The 14,499-nt window shown below is 49.9% G+C and carries 14 protein-coding genes; 6 read left to right on the top strand and 8 right to left on the bottom strand.

Translation table 11 applies throughout. The features are described 5' to 3' along the window. Nucleotides 1-2 precede the first annotated feature (2 nt). The 4 genes from Q8O77_RS08125 to lpxC all read left to right on the top strand — a co-directional run bounded on the left by Q8O77_RS08125 (nucleotide 3) and on the right by lpxC (nucleotide 4,249). Entirely contained in the window at nucleotides 3-755 is a 753-nt protein-coding gene (locus Q8O77_RS08125; RefSeq protein ID WP_305552354.1) for a cell division protein FtsQ/DivIB, read from the top strand. After that, a complete protein-coding gene (ftsA, locus tag Q8O77_RS08130) occupies nucleotides 752-1,987 on the top strand; it encodes a cell division protein FtsA (protein WP_305552355.1) in 1,236 nt (411 codons plus the stop codon). The genes Q8O77_RS08125 and ftsA overlap by 4 nt, the downstream gene beginning before the upstream one ends. A gap of 30 nt (nucleotides 1,988-2,017) precedes the next feature. Next, nucleotides 2,018-3,193: a cell division protein FtsZ gene (ftsZ, locus tag Q8O77_RS08135; RefSeq protein ID WP_305552356.1), complete on the top strand. Its 1,176-nt coding sequence runs from the start codon at nucleotides 2,018-2,020 to the stop codon at nucleotides 3,191-3,193. 144 nt (nucleotides 3,194-3,337) lie between these two features. Beyond that, nucleotides 3,338-4,249, top strand: a complete 912-nt coding sequence (gene lpxC / locus Q8O77_RS08140; RefSeq protein ID WP_305552846.1) for a UDP-3-O-acyl-N-acetylglucosamine deacetylase — start codon at nucleotides 3,338-3,340, stop codon at nucleotides 4,247-4,249. A 70-nt stretch (nucleotides 4,250-4,319) separates the two neighbouring features. Here lpxC and Q8O77_RS08145 read toward each other — a convergent pair whose 3' ends face one another. Then, nucleotides 4,320-4,784 carry a DciA family protein gene (locus Q8O77_RS08145; RefSeq protein ID WP_305552357.1) on the bottom strand — a complete coding sequence of 155 codons (465 nt, stop codon included), beginning with the start codon at nucleotides 4,782-4,784 and terminating at the stop codon, nucleotides 4,320-4,322. A 198-nt stretch (nucleotides 4,785-4,982) separates the two neighbouring features. Here Q8O77_RS08145 and secA point away from each other — a divergent pair, with 198 nt between their 5' ends. Beyond that, nucleotides 4,983-7,700, top strand: a complete 2,718-nt coding sequence (gene secA / locus Q8O77_RS08150; RefSeq protein WP_305552358.1) for a preprotein translocase subunit SecA — start codon at nucleotides 4,983-4,985, stop codon at nucleotides 7,698-7,700. A gap of 60 nt (nucleotides 7,701-7,760) precedes the next feature. Beyond that, a complete protein-coding gene (gene mutT / locus Q8O77_RS08155; RefSeq protein WP_305552359.1) occupies nucleotides 7,761-8,165 on the top strand; it encodes an 8-oxo-dGTP diphosphatase MutT in 405 nt (134 codons plus the stop codon). Nucleotides 8,166-8,201: 36 nt separating this feature from the next. Here the strand turns inward: mutT and yacG are convergent, their stop codons facing one another. The 7 genes from yacG to Q8O77_RS08190 form a co-directional block, all read right to left on the bottom strand. Further along, nucleotides 8,202-8,429 (bottom strand): DNA gyrase inhibitor YacG, encoded by a 228-nt coding sequence (yacG, locus tag Q8O77_RS08160; protein ID WP_305552360.1) that lies wholly within the window; start codon nucleotides 8,427-8,429, stop codon nucleotides 8,202-8,204. A 139-nt stretch (nucleotides 8,430-8,568) separates the two neighbouring features. Then, nucleotides 8,569-9,315 (bottom strand): cell division protein ZapD, encoded by a 747-nt coding sequence (gene zapD / locus Q8O77_RS08165; RefSeq protein ID WP_305552361.1) that lies wholly within the window; start codon nucleotides 9,313-9,315, stop codon nucleotides 8,569-8,571. A gap of 40 nt (nucleotides 9,316-9,355) precedes the next feature. Continuing rightward, nucleotides 9,356-9,961 (bottom strand): dephospho-CoA kinase, encoded by a 606-nt coding sequence (coaE, locus tag Q8O77_RS08170; RefSeq protein ID WP_305552362.1) that lies wholly within the window; start codon nucleotides 9,959-9,961, stop codon nucleotides 9,356-9,358. A gap of 3 nt (nucleotides 9,962-9,964) precedes the next feature. Next, nucleotides 9,965-10,843 carry an A24 family peptidase gene (locus Q8O77_RS08175; protein WP_305552363.1) on the bottom strand — a complete coding sequence of 293 codons (879 nt, stop codon included), beginning with the start codon at nucleotides 10,841-10,843 and terminating at the stop codon, nucleotides 9,965-9,967. Nucleotides 10,844-10,845: 2 nt separating this feature from the next. After that, a complete protein-coding gene (locus Q8O77_RS08180) occupies nucleotides 10,846-12,078 on the bottom strand; it encodes a type II secretion system F family protein (protein ID WP_305552364.1) in 1,233 nt (410 codons plus the stop codon). Between the two features lie 91 nt (nucleotides 12,079-12,169). Continuing rightward, nucleotides 12,170-13,867 (bottom strand): type IV-A pilus assembly ATPase PilB, encoded by a 1,698-nt coding sequence (gene pilB, locus Q8O77_RS08185; RefSeq protein WP_305552365.1) that lies wholly within the window; start codon nucleotides 13,865-13,867, stop codon nucleotides 12,170-12,172. Nucleotides 13,868-14,029: 162 nt separating this feature from the next. After that, the gene (locus Q8O77_RS08190) at nucleotides 14,030-14,476 is read right to left on the bottom strand and encodes a prepilin-type N-terminal cleavage/methylation domain-containing protein (protein WP_305552366.1); all 447 of its coding nucleotides are present in this window, start codon (nucleotides 14,474-14,476) and stop codon (nucleotides 14,030-14,032) included. Nucleotides 14,477-14,499 lie beyond the last annotated feature (23 nt).

Here is a 14,499-nt window from a genome sequence, read left to right on the forward strand (position 1 = left end):
GTATGCAACTACGCTGGCCAACACTGCAATTTAAACAACGCCCGGCGTTTTACGCCGGTGTGGTGTTTTTTATTGTGGCGCTGCTGGCGTTGTTATGGGCAGGGCTAAAGATAGCAGATTGGGTACAGGGGCAACAAAGTGCCCCGGTACGCCAGGTGCGCTTATACGGTGATTTTCATCATATTAACGCCACGCAGCTGCATCAAACCTTACAGCAGCAGTATGTGGGTAACTTTTTTAGCGTGAATGTGGATCAGGTGCAGCAGTTCCTGTTGCAGCAACCCTGGGTGTATCAGGTGGCCGTGCGCAAACAATGGCCTGACGCCCTGGTTGTGGTTGTAACAGAACAACAGCCGGTAGCAGTGTGGAATCAGCAGCAATTACTTAATCAACAGGGTGATATTTTTGAAGCACCCTTACAGCAGCTGAAAACGGAACTGCCACAGCTAACCGGCCCGCAAGGCAGCCAGCAGGATGCCCTGACCATGTTCCGCCATATGCAGGGCTTATTGGCCCTGCATAAATTTAATGCCGTAGCGCTTGGCCTGACCGAGCGTTTTTCCTGGCAGCTAAAGCTGAGCAATGGCATAGCGTTACAGCTGGGCCGTGACGATACCTTGAAACGGCTGCAGCGCTTTATAGAGCTGTATCCGGTGATCAGTAAACATAAAGCCGACGCCGTAGCAGAAGTCGATCTGCGCTACGACACCGGCATAGCGGTGCGTTACAGCACTGAACAAAAGAGAAAAGCATGACTAAGTCGTTAGAACGGGACCTGATTGTCGGCCTGGATATAGGCACCGCACGCATTAAAGCGGTAGTAGGCGAGATCACTGCAGATGACCGGCTGAGCATTGTCGGCGTGGGCACCCACGTCTCGCGCGGCATGGACAAGGGCGGTGTTAACGATCTTAACCTGGTGGTGCAGGCGGTACAGCGCGCAATAGACGAAGCCGAGTTGATGGCCGATTGCCGCGTGTCGTCGGTTTACCTCGGTATTACCGGTAAACATATCCGTTGCCAGAACGAAAGTGGCATGGTGCCGATTAACGACACTGAAGTGACGGCAGACGATGTGGCTAATGTGATCCATGCCGCCAAATCGGTGCCTATCTCGGCTGAGCGGCGCATGTTGCATGTACTGCCGCAGGAATTCTCGGTCGATATGCAGGAAGGCATTAAAAGCCCGGTTGGTATGTCAGGGGTAAGAATGGAAGCCAGGGCGCACATTATTACCTGCGCCAATGACATGGCGAAGAACATTGAAAAGTGCGTTGAGCGCTGTGGTCTGCAAGTAGATCAGCTGATTTTTACTGCGCTGGCGTCCAGCTTTGCCGTGTTAACCGACGATGAAAAAGAGCTGGGTGTCTGTGTGGTGGATATGGGCGGCGGCACTATAGACCTGGCCATTTACACCAATGGCGCACTGCGTCATACCGCGGTTATTCCGGTGGCCGGTAATCAGGTCACCAGCGATATCGCCAAGATCTTCCGCACACCGATAAGCCACGCGGAAGAGATTAAAGTGCAGTACGCCTGTGCACTGCGCAGCATGGTAGGTAAAGAAGAAAGTATTGAAGTGCCCAGTGTCGGCGGGCGGCCGGCGCGGTCAATGTCGCGTCATACCCTGGCTGAAGTGGTTGAACCGCGTTATCAGGAATTATTTGAGCTGGTGTTGGAAGAAATCCGCAGCAGTGGTTTGGAAGAGCAAATTGCTGCCGGCGTGGTACTGACCGGCGGCACCGCTAAGATGGAAGGCGCGGTGGAATTTGCCGAAGATATTTTCCAAATGCCGGTGCGCGTAGGTGCGCCTATGCATGTCACCGGTTTAAAAGAATATGTGCAGGATCCGGCCTACGCCAGTGTGGTGGGCTTGTTACTGTACGGAAAGGATGCACGCACACAGCAGAAAAAAGCAGTTGATGTGCGCGATTCAGTAAGCAGCTTCGTCAAACGGATCAGCAGCTGGTTCAAAGGCGAATTTTAAGTTAGTAAGCGTAGAAACGGAGAGAGAGCTATGTTTGAGTTAATGGAAAACCACAGCGAAGAAGCTGTTATTAAAGTGATAGGTGTTGGTGGCGGTGGCGGTAACGCTGTCGAATATATGGTTGCCAGCAATATCGAAGGTGTAGAGTTTGTGGCGGCCAATACCGACGCCCAGGCACTGCGTAATTCATCGGCTAACATTACGCTGCAATTAGGCGCTAATGTTACCAAAGGCTTAGGTGCCGGGGCTAACCCGGAAATCGGCCGTCGTTCGGCGGAAGAAGACCGCGAAACCATCAAGAAAACCCTGCAGGGCGCGGATATGATTTTTATCGCGGCCGGCATGGGTGGTGGTACCGGTACCGGGGCAGCGCCAATCGTGGCCGAAGTGGCGCGTGAACTGGGTATTTTAACGGTAGCGGTAGTTACCAAGCCGTTCCCGTTTGAAGGCAAAAAGCGTACTGCTTATGCCGACGAAGGTATTTTGGAACTGAGCAAGCATGTTGACTCGCTGATCACTATCCCGAACGACAAGCTGTTAAAAGTACTGGGTAAAGGCACCAGCTTGCTGGACGCTTTTAAAGCGGCCAACAACGTGCTGTTAGGCGCGGTACAGGGTATTGCTGAACTGATTACCCGGCCGGGTTTGATCAACGTCGACTTTGCTGACGTACGTACCGTAATGTCAGAAATGGGTACCGCCATGATGGGCAGCGGCCGTGCCAGTGGCCCGGATCGCGCTGAAGAAGCTGCCGAGCAGGCTATTTCCAGCCCATTGCTGGAAGATATTGATTTATCCGGTGCTAAGGGTATTCTGGTTAACATTACTGCCGGGTTAGATATCAGCATTGAAGAGTTTGAAATTGTCGGTAATGCCGTCAAAGCTTTCGCTTCAGAAAATGCCACTGTAGTAGTGGGTGCTGTTATTGACCCTAATATGCACGATGAACTGCGTGTTACTGTAGTTGCTACCGGTATTGGTGCCGATCGTCGTCCGGATATCAGCCTGGTACATGGCAGAGCGCCGGTAGAACCGCAAAAGCCGTTTTACGGAACTCAGGGTGGTGCTGCGCTGCAGCCACAACATGAGACGCAAACCGTGAAGCAAGAGCAAGTTGCGCTGAGCAAGTCACAGGCACAACCAGAGAGCAAAGCGAATATCGATATTTTTGATATTCCGGCGTTTTTACGCAAACAAGCCGATTAAGTTTATACTTAGTTGGCTCTCTGGCCGGGCTTTGCGCCGTCAGCAGGGTTAAGCTGCTGTTCAGTGGAATTTGGCATAATTGCCACGTTATGCTATGCTTCGCCGCCATTTTGACATTGCTTATTAATTGAGCAGGAAGACATGATGATTAAACAACGTACCATCGGCAAAACAGTCAGCTCCATCGGAGTGGGATTGCACAAAGGCGAAAAGGTTACGCTTACTCTCCGACCTGCGCCGGACAACACGGGTATCGTGTTCCGTCGTGTTGATCTCGATCCTGTGGTCGACTTCAAAGTAGCACCTGAATTAGTAGGTGATACCGTGATGTGTACTTGTTTAATTAACGAAAATGGCGTGCGTTTATCTACCACTGAGCACCTGATGGCGGCCATCGCCGGTCTGGGTATCGACAATTTAATGATCGAAGTTGACTCAGCTGAAATTCCTATTATGGATGGCAGTGCCAATCCGTTTGTGTATTTATTGCTCGAAGCCGGCGTAGCAGAGCAGCGCCAGGCGAAAAAGTTTATCCGTATTAAGAAAACCGTGCGGGTAGAAGATGGCGATAAATGGGCCGAATTTAAGCCGCACCACGGTTTTAAAATTGATTTCGCTATTGAATTTGATCACCCGGTAATTGCTGAAACCACGCAGCATATGCAGCTGGATTTCTCCGCCGCCGGTTTTATTAAAGATATCAGCCGTGCGCGTACTTTCGGTTTTTTGCATGAAGTAGAGTACCTGCGGGCAAATAATCTGGCGCTGGGCGGCAGTTTTGATAACGCTGTAGTGCTGGACGAATACCGTGTGCTGAACCAGGACGGTTTACGCTACGAAGATGAATTTATTAAACACAAAATTCTGGATGCTATCGGCGATTTATATATGGCCGGCTACAGTATTTTGGGTGAGTTTAAAGCCTTTAAAACCGGCCATGCATTGAATAACCAATTGCTGTGTGCGGTATTGGCTAACCAGGAAAACTGGGAGTTTGTCAGCTTTGAAGATAAAGCTAAAATGCCGATTTCGTATCTGGCACCACAATTAGCCTGATTTAGTAGCAGTAACAAACAAAGAGTAGCAAACAGAGCCCGGTTTTTACCGGGTTTTGTGTTGTTGCGGTTCAGACTTTTTTACGCTCAGCGTTTTCTGCCAGCTTTAACAGCGCCTGTTTTAATGCGCCCTCGCTGCCTTGTGCTGCAGCTCTTAAGCTAAGCGCCGCTTGCTCTGATAATTGATGGCTGTTTTTTTCTGCCACCGGCACATTTAGCTTGTTAATCTGGCCGTTTGGCGAAGCTTCTATCTCAATTCCGGCTAAATCAGGCAAGATTTTTCGGCGAAAATTGTCTAGAATGGCGTCGCGCTGCATTTTTAACCGGGTTAGCCAGGGCGCCGAGGCACATAAGATCACCGCCCGGCCATCGCGGATACAGCTAACCTGACAAAAGCTGAGTTGCTCCAGTTGTAACACCTCTGCCAGCACTTTGTTTAACTGTTGCACCAGGCCTACCTGTTGCTGTTGTGACGCCAGGCTGCTGTGCGACAGCACTTTGCTGATATCCAGAGGTTTATGGGTATATCGGGCCATCGCCTTGTGCACCTGCAGCATGTGGTTTATTCGCGCAGTGTAGCAGCTTCTGCCAATACAGAGAATGTTACACCTTGAAAGCGTTAGCATCGGGCACCATATCTGGCGTAATATGCTGAGACGTTGATACTTTTTACCGGCCGGGCTTAGCACCGCCGGGGCTGCACTGCAGTTTTAACTTAACATGGTATTTGGATAATGTTTGGAAAACTTTTTACCAAATTATTTGGTAGCCGCAACGACCGCTTCTTAAAAAAATTAGAAAAACAAGTACAGCAGATCAATGCGTTAGAGGCAGAGTTCGCCGCCTTATCCGACGACCAGCTGCAACAGAAAACCGCCGAATTTAAACAGCTGCTTGCCGGCGGCAGCAGCCTGGATGACATCCTGCCACAGGCTTTTGCTACCGTGCGCGAAGCCAGTAAGCGCGTATTTGATATGCGGCACTTCGACGTCCAGTTGCTGGGCGGTATGGTATTGCACCAGGGCAAAATTTCCGAAATGCGTACCGGTGAAGGTAAAACCCTAACCGCGACCTTGCCGGCGTACTTAAATGCGCTAAGCGGTAACGGTGTGCATGTTATTACCGTAAACGATTACCTGGCACGGCGTGATGCGCAAACTAACGAGCCGCTGTTTGCCTTTTTAGGTATGACAGTGGGCGTTAATGTGCCTGGTATGGCGCACCCGGACAAACAAAAAGCCTATGCTGCCGATATTACCTACGGCACTAACAATGAGTTTGGCTTTGATTACCTGCGCGACAATATGGCGTTTTCACCGCAGGACCGCGTACAGCGCGATCAGGCCTTTGCCATTATCGATGAAGTCGATTCTATTTTAATCGACGAAGCCCGCACGCCACTGATTATCTCCGGCCCGGCAGAAGACAGCTCAGAGCTGTACAAACAAATTAACCTGCTGGTACCACAACTGGTGAAGCAGGAAAAAGAAGACGAAGAGGGCGCGCACGGCGATGGCCACTTTACCGTGGATGAAAAAGCCCGCCAGGTTTATTTAACCGAGCAAGGCCAGATCAAAGTTGAAGACATGCTGCGCGAGCACGGCATGATAGGCGAGCACGACACCCTGTTCTCTGCTGCCAATATTACCCTGTTGCACCATGTGTATGCCGCTTTACGCGCGCACCAGCTGTTTAAACGCGACGTGGACTACGTGGTAAAAGACGGCGAGATTATTATTGTTGATGAACACACCGGCCGTACCATGGAAGGCCGGCGTTGGTCTGAAGGCCTGCACCAGGCGGTAGAAGCCAAAGAAGGCGTGCGCATTCAGAACGAAAACCAGACGCTAGCCTCTATTACCTTCCAGAATTATTTCCGCCTGTACGACAAACTGTCGGGTATGACAGGTACAGCCGATACTGAAGCCTTTGAATTTCAGCAAATTTATGGCCTGGAAACTATCGTAGTGCCAACTAACCAGCCTATGGTACGTGACGATATGGCCGATCTGGTGTATTTAAACGCAGAAGATAAGTATCAGGCCATTATTGACGATATCGTCAAAACCCGTGATGCCGGCCGGCCGGTGTTGGTGGGTACCGCCTCAATTGAGAGCTCAGAGTATTTATCCGGTTTATTAAACAAAGCCAAAATTAAACATCAGGTGTTAAACGCCAAGTTCCACGCCAACGAAGCGCAAATTATTGCCCAGGCCGGCCAAAGTGGCACAGTAACCATTGCCACCAATATGGCCGGTCGTGGTACTGATATTGTGCTGGGTGGCAGCTTACAGGCGGAACTGGCCGCGCTGGGCGCTGAGGCAATTGCAGAGCAAATCGCTAAAGCAAAAGCGGATTGGCAAGTACGGCATGATGCGGTAATTACGGCTGGTGGCTTACATATTATCGGTACTGAGCGGCACGAATCGCGCCGTATTGATAACCAGCTGCGTGGCCGCTCCGGTCGTCAGGGTGATCCGGGTTCAAGCCGTTTCTATCTGTCGCTGGACGATGCCTTAATGCGTATTTTCGCCTCAGACCGTATGGCTGCGATGATGCGCCGCCTCGGCATGGAAAAAGGCGAAGCCATAGAACACCCCTGGGTGAGCCGCGCCATTGAAAACGCCCAGCGTAAAGTAGAAGCACGCAACTTTGATATTCGTAAGCAACTGCTGGAATTTGACGATGTTGCTAACGATCAACGTAAAGTGGTGTACGAGCAACGTAACGAGTTGCTGGATGCCACTGACATCAGTGAAACCATCAGCGCTATTCGCACCGATGTGATTGACGGTGTGATCAGCCAATATATTCCGCCGCAGTCGTTAGATGAAATGTGGGATGTGCCGGGTTTAGAGCAGCGTTTAAAGGCCGATTTTAACCTTGAGCTGACCATAGTGCAGTGGCTGGCGGACGATAAAAAACTGTTTGAAGAAAAGCTGCGCGAGCGCATTCAGCAGGAAGTGGAGCAAGCCTACAGCCATAAAGAGCAGATGGTTGGCCCGCAGGTGCTGCGTCAGTTTGAAAAAGCCATTATGTTGCAAAGCCTGGATACGCACTGGAAAGAGCATCTTGCGGCAATGGATCACTTGCGCCAGGGCATTAACCTGCGCGGTTATGCGCAAAAGAATCCGAAACAGGAATATAAGCGCGAAGCCTTCGAGCTGTTTTCAACCATGCTGGAAAACCTGAAAGTAGACGTGGTGGGCATATTAAGCCGCGTGCAGGTGCGGGCAGCAGAAGATGTTGAAGCGGTAGAACAGCAGCGCCGTAAAGCTGATGCGGTGCCACACGATTATCAGCATGCTGAAGCTGAGCATGTGGGTGGTGAAGTGCCGGCCGATGCGCCGCGTGGCCCTGTGTTCCGCGACCAGGACAAAATAGGCCGTAATGATGCCTGCCCTTGTGGCTCGGGCAAAAAGTACAAGCAGTGCCACGGTAAACTGGTTTAAGCACCGGTGTAGGTTAAGACAAAGTCAGCTTAGGCTGGCTTTGTCGTTTTTGGAGGTAAAATGCAGCACAAGGTTATTCATGTCGCCGTCGGCGTTATACTGCAGGGCCAGAGTATTTTACTGGCGCTACGCAGCAGCAAGCAGCATCAGGGCGGTAAATGGGAGTTTCCCGGTGGCAAAGTAGAGGCGGGTGAAACTGTGGCGCAGGCGCTTAACCGTGAGCTGCAGGAAGAGGTGGCCATTAACGTGACACAAAGCAGCGCCTTTATGCAGTTAGAGTACGCTTATCCGGAAAAAACTGTACTGCTGGACATCTGGTTGGTAACTGCTTTTGACGGCGAGCCGCATGGCCGTGAAGGCCAGCCACTGCGTTGGGTCGATATAGCAGAGCTTGGTAGTATTGAATTCCCCGATGCTAACCAGCCGATAGTGCAGCGTATTCAGCAGCAGTTTGCCGCACGCTAGTGTTGCCGGCTCTGCTGCAGTATTTTGCTAAAGGTGTTAGTGCTTAAAAAACTCATTATCCTGCGCGATAAACTCCTGCTCCAGCTCGGCTAAATATTGCTCTGACAGCGCGGCGTCTATCGGTGCTTTGTCCGGTATGCGGTGGTTCTCTGCTGCCCAGTCGCCCAAATCAATTAGTTTGCAACGTTCAGAGCAAAATGGCCGGAAGGGGGATGCAGCCGACCAGACTACCGCTTTATCGCAGGTGGGGCATTTTACGTTCATAGTTAGTCTCCGGGTTCAGCCGCACAGCAACACCGCGCAGGTTTTGCCATCTGCGGTTAATTACAGCTGTAAGTTTTATCAGTACAGGCCGTGGCCTGTTTGCCGCGTAGTTTAACCAGGGTTGCGTAAATTACCAGTATTAACAGCAGGCCAGTTTAAAGCTGATATCCTCTGCGCTGTTGCTACGGCCGCTGTCATCGCTCAATTGCATAAAGCGTATGGCATAACGGTACTTGTTGCCACTTACAGTGGGGTACACGCCGGCTTCCAGCGGATAGCGGATGCGCAGTAACTCATGTTGTTCGGTGTTGCTTTGATAAAAGCCGTTTTGTGCCACCAGCTCCTGGAACTGGCCTTTTTCGCGGCTAAAGCCCAGCACGAAACTTAAGGCCTGCTGCAATAAATTAAACTCGGCGCACCAGGCGGTAGCCATATGTTGGCGCTCTTGCAGCGGCAGGTTAAACCAGTAGTGCAGTTGTGGCACGTCAAAAAAGCAGGTGCCGCCCGGAATAGAAAAGCGCTGGCGCAGTGGAGCTAAAAACTTATCTTCTTTTAAGTTACCAACAAACTTGCCGCTGCGCAGCAAATCGCTTTGCAGCTTAACCGCCTGTTGTAATACCGGCTTTAATTTGTCATCGGATACCGAAGGGTGCTTAGCCCAGGCTACCAGTGCGGTTTCGCAGCGTTCGGTGTCTTTAATCAGATCCGGCCGCACATCGTTGCGGTCTAACACTTCGATTAAGTCGAACAGGCCGTTAAAGAAGGCTTGTTGTTGCCACTGCTCCGCCAGGGCCTTCAGCTGTTGCAGCTGAGCCAGCAAATGTTCCAGTCGCAGGTAAGTACGCAGTTTTTCGTTAAGCGGATGTTCGTAGGTAAGTTCTGTCATCGCGTTGCGGTTTCACACCCTGTTGCAACAGCTTGCCGGCTTAGTGCGCCTGTGCCAGCTGCAAATAACGTTGGTGCAGGGCGGCAACTTGCGGCGTTAAATCAGCAATACTGCTGTCGTTGGTAATAATGTCATCGGCCAGTTTCAGCCGCTCGTTACGGCTTAGCTGCGCCGCCATAATGGCTTTTATCTGTATCTCACCGGCGTTATCACGCGCGGCAGCCCGGCTTAACTGTAAGCTCTCGGGCAAATCTATCACCAGTACGCGTTGTACATACTGCTGTAGCTTATTCTCCAGCAACAACGGCGCTACTAACAGCGCGTAAGGCGATGTCAGGGCAGCTAACTGTTGCAGCAGCTGTTGGCGTATTGCCGGGTGTAATAATTGCTCCAGCCAGCTTTTATCTGCATTGTTGCTGAATATGCGTTGTCGCAAGGCGGCGCGGTCCAGTTCACCATTGCTTTGCAAAATACTGTCACCGAAATGCCGGCAAATGGCGTTAAGGCAAGCGGTGCCCGGCATTACCACCTCACGGGCAACAATGTCGGCATCAACATACTGTACGCCCAAATCTGCAAACATGGCGGTTACGGTGCTTTTACCACAACCTATGCCACCGGTAAGGCCAACAATGTAGCGCGACACCGGTTACAGGCCAAGATAACGCAGATAGCTGTTTGTTATCTGTGTGCCCCACAGCATAGCAATCCAGCCGGCCGCAGCAATATAAGGTCCAAACGGAATAGGAGTAGCTTTGCTTTTGCCCTGCACTGTTATCAGGGTTACACCAACTACAGCGCCCACCGCAGAGGATAGTAAAATAATCAGCGGCAACTGCTGCCAACCCAGTAAAGCACCGAAAATAGCCAGCAATTTAAAATCGCCGTAGCCCATACCTTCTTTGCCGGTCAGCAGTTTAAACAGCCAGTATACACTCCATAAGCTCAGGTAACCGGCAGCGGCCCCGACAATAGCCTGGGCCGGATTAACAAAGGCTGAATCAGTCAGGCTGAACAACAGCACCAGCCACAGCAATGGCAAGGTAAGCTGATCCGGTAGCAGCATTTTATCAATATCAATAAAGGTTAGCGCTATCAGGCCCCAGGTCAGCACTATCAGCAAGGCAGCCGGCCAACCAAAACCTAATTTAGCTGCTACCACGGCAGACAACACCGCAGTGAGGGTTTCAACCAGCGGATACCGCGGGCTTATCGGCGCGCTGCAGCTGCGGCATTTGCCTTTTAGCAGCAGCCAGCTCAGCAGCGGAACGTTATCGCGCGCCAACACCGGTGCATTACAAGCCGTGCAAGCCGAGCGTGGCACGGCCAGGTTAAACTTAGTTGCCGGCGCTGTATTGCTGTCGGGCTGAAAATAAGCCTGATATTCCTGCTGCCACTCGTTTTCCATCATCTTGGGCAGGCGGTAAATCAGTACATTTAAAAAGCTGCCGATAATCAGGCTTAACAATGCCGTGGCAACGATAAAAAGAGTTGGGTACGTAATAAAAAGCAAAGACACTTCGGACATAATTACCCTACTACCGAACCAAGTGAGAATATTGGTAAATACATCGCAACGATAAGGCCGCCAATAAGTACGCCAAGTACCGCCATTATTACCGGTTCCAGCAAGGCGGTTAAACCATCTACTGCGTCATCGACTTCTTGCTCGTAAATGTTGGCAACTTTAGACAACATACTGTCTAAAGATCCCGACTCTTCACCAATAGAGACCATTTGTACAACCATATCAGGGAATTGGTCAGTTTGTTTCATTGCTAAATACATTTGGTTGCCTGAGGAAACTTCCTCACGGACAAACAAAATTGCATTTTTGTATATTTCATTACCTGATGCCCCTGCAGCTGATTCCAGAGCTTCGATCAAAGGTACCCCGGCAGCGAAAGTGGTTGATAAGGTTCTGGCGTAACGCGCAACGGCAGACTTATTGAGAATGGCGCCAAGCACCGGGAGTTTCAGAAGCAGGCCATCAGCAGCGGTCCGGAATTTAAGATTGCTGGCATACAGCTTTTTAACAGTAATAAAAATGGCGATAATAGCCGCCAGCACTAACCACCAATATTCTTGCAATACCTCAGAAATGTTCATAACAAATTGGGTAAAGGCCGGTAACTCTGCACCAAAGCCTTTGAATATGTCGGCAAACTGCGGTACGACAAAGACAAGTAAAACAGAGGTAACAATAGAGGCAATTACTAAAACAGCAGTGGGATAAAACATGGCTTTTTTAATTTTTGACTTTAATGCTTCGGACTTTTCTTTATAAATAGCCAACCTGTCAAAAATTTGATCCAGGGCGCCGGACGCTTCGCCTGATTTAACCAGGTCACAATACAGCTCATCAAAGTACTTCGGGTGTTCGCGTAAGGTTTCAGATAACGGTAAACCGGCTTGCACTTTAACTGAGATTTTCTGCATCAGGCTGCGCAAACTATTGTTTTCCGAACCGTTGGCAATTAAGTCAATAGACTGCACCAGCGGTACGCCGGCACCGAGCATAGTAGCCAGCTGGCGGGTAACTATGGCAATATCCAGTGCGGTAATTTTCTTACCATCACCAAATAAGGATTTCGGCTTTTTCTTTACCCCGGATGGGGTAATGCCCTGTTGGCGCAGCAGCGCCTTTACTTCGGCGATGCTGGTGCCTTTAATTTCACCGTCGACTTTTTTACCGCGCCGGTTTACACCTTTATAAGTAAATGCTTCCAGCTCTTTTATTTTAATTTGTTGTGCCTGAGCCATAATGGTTTCCTGTTGCTGCGCTTGGGCGCAATGATAAAAATGTTATATCAGCTAACACGCAAAACTATAAATTCAACACTAAACACAGTGTTTAGCCCTTGGTTACCCGGTTTACTTCTGCCAGACTGGTTAAGCCAGCGGCTGCTTTAATTAAACCGGACTGGCGCAGGTTATTTACACCTTCTTTTTGTGCCTGGGTAGCAATATCCAGCGAGTTACCGCCCTGCATAATAATCTCGGCCATAACACCGCTTACCGGCATGACTTCGTAAATACCGACGCGGCCTTTATAGCCGTTAGTGCAATGGTCGCAGCCCACTGGTTTAAATACTTTAACCGTGGGTAGCTGTTCAGCAGTAAAGCCTTGTTTTAACAGCTCTACTTCGGGTAAATGTTCTTGTTGTTTGCAGTGACTGCATAAGCGCCGTGCCAGCCGCTGGGCAATAATCAGCGATACCGAGCTGGCCACGTTGTATGATGGCACGCCCATATTTAATAGCCGTGTTAAAGTTTCCGGCGCCGAGTTAGTGTGCAGGGTAGATAATACCAAATGGCCGGTTTGCGCCGCTTTAATGGCAATTTCGGCAGTTTCTAAATCCCGTATTTCACCCACCATTACTACGTCCGGGTCCTGGCGTAAAAACGATTTTAATGCCGAGGCAAAGGTTAAGCCGGCGCGCGGGTTAACCTGCACCTGGTTAACGCCCGGCAGGTTAATCTCTACCGGGTCTTCGGCGGTGGAAATATTGGTTTCGGTGGTATTTAAAATAGCTAAACCGGTATACAGCGATACCGTTTTACCCGAGCCGGTGGGGCCGGTAACTAAAATCATGCCTTGCGGCTGTGCTAAAGCTTGCAGATACAGTTGCTTCTGGTGTTCTTCATAGCCCAGCACGTCAATGCCGAGCATAGCGCTGTCAGAATCCAGAATACGCATTACAATTTTTTCGCCCCACAAGGTGGGCAAGGTACTGACACGAAAGTCGATGGATTTTTTTGCCGATAACTTCAGCTTAATACGACCATCTTGCGGCACGCGTTTTTCGGCGATATCGAGCCGTGACATTACTTTTAACCGTGCTGACAACCGGGTAGATAATGCCACCGGCGGGCTGGCAACTTCATGCAAAATACCGTCGATACGAAAGCGAATGCGGTAGGTTTTTTCGTACGGCTCAAAGTGTAAGTCTGATGCGCCCTTGCGGATAGCGTCCAGCAGCATTTTATTAATAAAGGCTATAATCGGCTGGTCTTCTTTATCAACCTGCACCCCGGCGCCGTCTTCGTCGTCGTCCTGGGTTATGCCCATTGAGCCTAAATCCCAGTCGCTGTTATCAAAATCGCCGCCCAGGTTGTTATCAAACAGCTTGTCAATCAGCTTATGCAGCTTATCGTATTCGACCACTACCACTTCGGCGTTTAAGCCGGTGTTAAATTCAAAGTCTTCAATGGTCTGAATATTGGTGGGGTCTACCACGGCCAGGTACATATTGCGGCCGCGTTTACCCAGCGGCAGCATATCGGTTTTGCGGATCAGCTTTTCGTTGCGTAAATCTTCCGGAACGCTGATAACGTCGTAATGTTCCAGGTCCATACTAATGGCCTGGCTAATGCCGGCGGCAGCACGAGCTAACTCTTCCGGACTGATTAGTTTTTCGTTTATCAGCAGTTCAGGCAGGTTTTTAAACTGGCTGCCCTTATCGGTAATAGCTTTAGTGGCCAGGTCGCCATTAAGAATGCCCAGCTGCACCAGGCGTTTAAATAGAGTAGAAGTGGTAGTTACGGCCATTAAGCGCAAACATCCTGATTTTGCTGATAAGACTGAAATAAAGTTAACTGATTATGCCACTTAGGGCGGTTTATTCAAGTTTAACTGAGGTATGGAATAGTTAGAATAAGATCTTACTCAATAAAAAAGCCCGCGAAGCGGGCTTTTTATAAGTAAAACTAATTAAATAACAGTACAACCACGTGGTGTAGCAGACGCCAACCAATCGCCAGTAACGGCCGCAGTGTTTATTTCACAAGTCCACACGCCGTCTGCAGGATTACGGTCTAACGTGATAACAGCACCATTTACAGATGGATTGCCGCGAACTGTGCCTGAAATAGAGTCTACTGCTAAAGCGTGCTCAATACATGCTTGAGCATTTGGTACGTTTACATCGGCTAATGCCGTAGTACCAGTTGCTGGTGTTATAGCGGTACCTTGGCTTACCAGAAACTCAAAACCAGCTTCGCCGTTCTTAATTTCTTTATAGCAAGAGGTTACTGCACCGCCTGCTGTATAAGATTGATACTGTGGAATAGCCACAGCAGCTAAGATACCGATAATCGCGATAACGATTAACAGTTCAATTAAGGTAAAACCTTGTTGTACACGTTTCATATTAGTCATTTCAACTTCTCCTGATTTTTATT

Origin of the sequence: Rheinheimera sp. (assembly GCF_030690345.1) — a bacterium.
GTDB lineage: Bacteria > Pseudomonadota > Gammaproteobacteria > Enterobacterales > Alteromonadaceae > Alishewanella.

Coding starts and splice junctions, on each gene's coding strand:
- Q8O77_RS08125 (WP_305552354.1), top strand. CDS start 3: ATGCAACTACGCTGGCCAACACTGCAATTTAAACAACGCCCGGCGTTT.
- ftsA (WP_305552355.1), top strand. CDS start 752: ATGACTAAGTCGTTAGAACGGGACCTGATTGTCGGCCTGGATATAGGC.
- ftsZ (WP_305552356.1), top strand. CDS start 2,018: ATGTTTGAGTTAATGGAAAACCACAGCGAAGAAGCTGTTATTAAAGTG.
- lpxC (WP_305552846.1), top strand. CDS start 3,338: ATGATTAAACAACGTACCATCGGCAAAACAGTCAGCTCCATCGGAGTG.
- Q8O77_RS08145 (WP_305552357.1), bottom strand. CDS start 4,784: ATGGCCCGATATACCCATAAACCTCTGGATATCAGCAAAGTGCTGTCG.
- secA (WP_305552358.1), top strand. CDS start 4,983: ATGTTTGGAAAACTTTTTACCAAATTATTTGGTAGCCGCAACGACCGC.
- mutT (WP_305552359.1), top strand. CDS start 7,761: ATGCAGCACAAGGTTATTCATGTCGCCGTCGGCGTTATACTGCAGGGC.
- yacG (WP_305552360.1), bottom strand. CDS start 8,429: ATGAACGTAAAATGCCCCACCTGCGATAAAGCGGTAGTCTGGTCGGCT.
- zapD (WP_305552361.1), bottom strand. CDS start 9,315: ATGACAGAACTTACCTACGAACATCCGCTTAACGAAAAACTGCGTACT.
- Q8O77_RS08175 (WP_305552363.1), bottom strand. CDS start 10,843: ATGTCCGAAGTGTCTTTGCTTTTTATTACGTACCCAACTCTTTTTATC.
- Q8O77_RS08180 (WP_305552364.1), bottom strand. CDS start 12,078: ATGGCTCAGGCACAACAAATTAAAATAAAAGAGCTGGAAGCATTTACT.
- pilB (WP_305552365.1), bottom strand. CDS start 13,867: ATGGCCGTAACTACCACTTCTACTCTATTTAAACGCCTGGTGCAGCTG.
- Q8O77_RS08190 (WP_305552366.1), bottom strand. CDS start 14,476: ATGACTAATATGAAACGTGTACAACAAGGTTTTACCTTAATTGAACTG.